The organism is Pseudomonas edaphica (assembly GCF_005863185.1).
GTDB classification, from domain to species: Bacteria; Pseudomonadota; Gammaproteobacteria; order Pseudomonadales; family Pseudomonadaceae; genus Aquipseudomonas; species Aquipseudomonas edaphica.
The window spans coordinates 1-3,329 of sequence record NZ_VBVZ01000651.1 but is presented as its reverse complement, the minus strand read 5'-3'; the positions used below and the strand labels follow the sequence as shown (position 1 = coordinate 3,329).

Sequence of the window (3,329 nt, the reverse complement as noted above, 5' to 3'; positions counted from 1 at the left end):
CCATTCGCGCACGAGCATCTTCGGCAGGCGCCACACCAGCACATTGAGAAAGCTGCCGACGATCAGGCCGAGCACCAACGCCATCCCGACAAAGACCCAGGGTTGTTCACCCAGCAGCAGGCTCAAAACGCCGACCCCAACTGGAACACCGGCAGATACATCGCAATCACCAACGCGCCGACAATGCCCCCCAACACCACCATGATCAGTGGCTCCATCAGGCTGGTGAGGTTATCGACCAGGTTCTCCACATCGGCTTCATAGTGGTTGGCGACTTTTTCCAGCATGAGGTCCAGGGTGCCCGACTCTTCACCGATGGCCGTCATCTGGATGGCCATGCTGGGGAACAGCCCGCTGTGGGCCATGGACTGGTTCAACGGCACACCTGTGGATACATCGTGCCGCATATGTTCGATCGCCTTTGTGAACAATCCATTGCCTGCCGCGCCTGCCACGGAGTCCAGAGCCTGCACCAATGGCACGCCCGCGGCAAAGGTGGTTGAAAGTGTACGGGCGTAGCGGGCGATGGCTGAGCGCCTCAGCAGTGTGCCAGCCAGGGGCGCGTTCAACAAAGCGGCATCCAGCCGGTCACGAAACCCCGGGTAAGCCCGATAGGCATGGCGCAGCGCAGTTATTGCCATACTCAGCCCCAAGGCAAGCATCCACCAGGCGTGCTGCAGGAAGTTGGACAGCGCAATCACCAGCAAGGTAAAGCCCGGCAGTTGGCCGTTTACCCCGGCGAAGAGATTCTGGAACTGCGGCACCACGTGGATAAGCAAAACTGCACTGACCAGACAGGCGACGACGATTACGGCGATAGGGTAGGTCATGGCTTTTTTGATTCGCGCCTTGAGCTGCTGGCTTTTTTCCAGGTGAATCGCCACCCGTTCGAGCAATGTTTCCAGGGCGCCTGCCTGTTCGCCTGCGGCAACCAGGTTGCAATACAAATCATCAAAGTGACGCGGCTGTTTGCGCAGCGCTGCTGCCAGGCTACTACCGGCGGCAATCTCCTGCTTCAAGCCTTTTATCAACGCGCGCATCTGCCGGTTTTCGAAGCCTTCGCAGATGATGTCGAACGCCTGCAGCAGCGCAATGCCTGCCTTTAACAGGGTCGCCAATTGGCGCGTGAACAGCGCGATGTCGGCGGGTTTTATCGGCGCGGCAAAATATGGCCGGTGCGAAGCCTTTTTGCGCACGCGTCCGGGGTAAATCCCCTGCTGGCGCAGCTGTGCCTTGATCAGTGCCAGGTTATGCCCGGTGGCTTGCCCGGACACCCGGCGGCCTTTGCGGTTGGTGCCTTCCCAGGCGTAGATCGTTGAAGCGTCATTCATGGCACAGGTCCGCACACAGGTCGTCGTAGATTTATAGCTTAGTCAGATGACGGATTCGGACCGCTCGTGGGCGCACGATAAAATGTCAGAATGTGCGTCTTACCCACAATTGGGCGCTCACGGATGAGTACACTGGCGCCGCTGCACACTGCGGGGCGCAGGACGCGCCTTGATAAGGTTTTTATTCTGGAGAGTGAATGTGATGCGTCAGAAAGGCTTTACCTTGATCGAGTTGTTGATCGTCGTGGCAATCATCGGCATTTTGGCCACCATCGGTCTGCCCATGTACACCAAGCACCAGGCCAAGGCCAAGTTCACGGCGGGGCTGGCTGAAATTGCGGCGTTGAAGGCCGGTTTTGAAGACACCCTTAACCAGGGCACTGTGCCGACCTTGCCTTTGATTGGTGGCACCAGCCCGACTGCCAACTGCACGATCACCGTAACCGGCGATGTGGCCACGGGCGTCGGTTCCATTACCTGCGAAATCCTCGATGCACCTGCGCCGGTACTGGGCAAGACCATCACCTTGACGCGCAGCGCCACCCAGGGTTGGGCCTGTGCCACCACGGTCGAGGCGCAGTACGCCGCCAAGGGTTGCGGCGCCGACGGGGCGTAATGCCTGCCGGGCGGTCAGCGAGTTTGTTGCTGCCTGCCCAATGCGGTGCTAGCTTTAGCCCACCGCCCGTGTAGCTCAGTTGGTAGAGCAGCGCACTCGTAACGCGAAGGTCGCAGGTTCGACTCCTGTCTCGGGCACAAGGCAACACTGTTTCAACGGCGACACTGTTTCAAAGGCAACGTTTTCAGATGATCCCAGAATGGTTCTGAAGGCCAGACGAGGCGGCATTCGTGCCCACTCTTTTGTATCTGCGCAACCTTGATGACCCAGATGCATCCCCATTCCATGATCTAAGAGAACAACATGACCACACAAGAAATGACCCAGGAACAGCGGCACGAAGCAGCCCTCAAAAAATACGTCGCGGAATCCCCGGAACTGCTCGACGAGATCAAGGACCTGAGCGCCGATGATCAAAAGGACCAGATCCAGTGGGCCTTCGAGGATGAGGCCGAGGCCCAGGGCCTGCAGCCATGGGAACTGACCCTCAAGTACACCTCGACGCCGCAAGAGTTCGAAGCGGCGCGCCTGGCCTTGCACAAGGAGGCCGCCGAGGTACTGGGCGTTGACTGGAACGAGTATTGCGGGATGAATAATCTCGCGATCTGTGCGCGAAATTGAAGGAGCGAGCAACCTTGCTCCTTTTGCTCGGATGTTGCTTGCTCAGATGCTCAGTCGCATCGACAAATCCACCGCCTTCACATCCTTGGTCATCGCACCGATGGAAATGTAGTCCACCCCGGTCTGCGCGATAGGCAGCAAGGTGGTTTCATTGATCCCGCCGCTGGCTTCCAGCTTGGCCTTGCCGGCATTCAGGCGCACGGCCTCACGCATGTCATCCAGGCTCAACTCGTCGAGCATGATGATATCGGCGCCCGCCGCCAGTGCTTCACGCAGCTCCTCCAGGCTTTCCACTTCGATTTCCACTGGCTTGCCCGGCGCGATCTTGTGGGCGGCGGTAATCGCCTCGGCAATCCCGCCACAGGCGGCGATATGGTTTTCCTTGATCAGGAACGCGTCATACAACCCGATGCGATGGTTGTGGCAACCGCCGCAAGTCACGGCGTACTTCTGCGCCAGGCGCAGGCCCGGCAGGGTTTTGCGGGTGTCCAGCAACTTGACCTGAGTGCTGGCGACAAAGTCCGCCAAGTACTGCGCGCGCGTGGCGACGCCTGACAACATCTGCAGAAAATTCAGCGCACACCTTTCGCCGCTCAGCAGTGAGCGTGCCGGGCCTTCAAGGTGGAACAGCACTTGATTGGGGCTCACACGCTCACCGTCGGCCACCTGCCAATGCACCGCAACCCGTGGGTCGAGCTGGCGGAACACCGCGTCCACCCAGGCGGTGCCGGCGATAACGGCTGCGTCGCGGGTAATGATGT

Annotated in this window: 4 protein-coding genes, 1 tRNA gene and 1 pseudogene; 3 read left to right on the top strand and 3 right to left on the bottom strand. The window is 59.4% G+C overall.

All coding sequences use genetic code 11. The features are described from left to right. Together FEM54_RS34820 and FEM54_RS28325 are read right to left on the bottom strand one after the other, a co-directional pair. A pseudogene (locus FEM54_RS34820) lies at nucleotides 1-126 on the bottom strand (prepilin peptidase); the annotation flags it as partial. Continuing rightward, nucleotides 123-1,331 (bottom strand): type II secretion system F family protein, encoded by a 1,209-nt coding sequence (locus FEM54_RS28325; RefSeq protein WP_138453833.1) that lies wholly within the window; start codon nucleotides 1,329-1,331, stop codon nucleotides 123-125. The gene FEM54_RS28325 and the pseudogene FEM54_RS34820, both read right to left, overlap by 4 nt. Before the next feature lie 202 nt (nucleotides 1,332-1,533). Between FEM54_RS28325 and FEM54_RS28320 the strand changes: the two genes are divergently transcribed. The 3 genes from FEM54_RS28320 to FEM54_RS28310 all read left to right on the top strand — a co-directional run bounded on the left by FEM54_RS28320 (nucleotide 1,534) and on the right by FEM54_RS28310 (nucleotide 2,568). After that, on the top strand, nucleotides 1,534-1,947 hold the full coding sequence (locus FEM54_RS28320; RefSeq protein WP_017134511.1) for a pilin: 414 nt from the start codon (nucleotides 1,534-1,536) through the stop codon (nucleotides 1,945-1,947). 64 nt (nucleotides 1,948-2,011) lie between these two features. After that, a tRNA-Thr gene (locus FEM54_RS28315) sits at nucleotides 2,012-2,084 on the top strand. 166 nt (nucleotides 2,085-2,250) lie between these two features. After that, complete coding sequence (locus FEM54_RS28310) at nucleotides 2,251-2,568, top strand: DUF6388 family protein (RefSeq protein WP_138453832.1); 318 nt, start codon at nucleotides 2,251-2,253, stop codon at nucleotides 2,566-2,568. A gap of 42 nt (nucleotides 2,569-2,610) precedes the next feature. Here the strand turns inward: FEM54_RS28310 and nadC are convergent. Next, nucleotides 2,611-3,329 (bottom strand): carboxylating nicotinate-nucleotide diphosphorylase (gene nadC, locus FEM54_RS28305; protein ID WP_138453831.1); only part of this gene is annotated, 719 nt, incomplete at its 5' end.

Bases quoted from the DNA above. Each gene is read 5' to 3' on its own strand.
- FEM54_RS28325 (WP_138453833.1), bottom strand. From the start codon at position 1,331: ATGAATGACGCTTCAACGATCTACGCCTGGGAAGGCACCAACCGCAAA.
- FEM54_RS28310 (WP_138453832.1), top strand. From the start codon at position 2,251: ATGACCACACAAGAAATGACCCAGGAACAGCGGCACGAAGCAGCCCTC.
- FEM54_RS28320 (WP_017134511.1), top strand. From the start codon at position 1,534: ATGCGTCAGAAAGGCTTTACCTTGATCGAGTTGTTGATCGTCGTGGCA.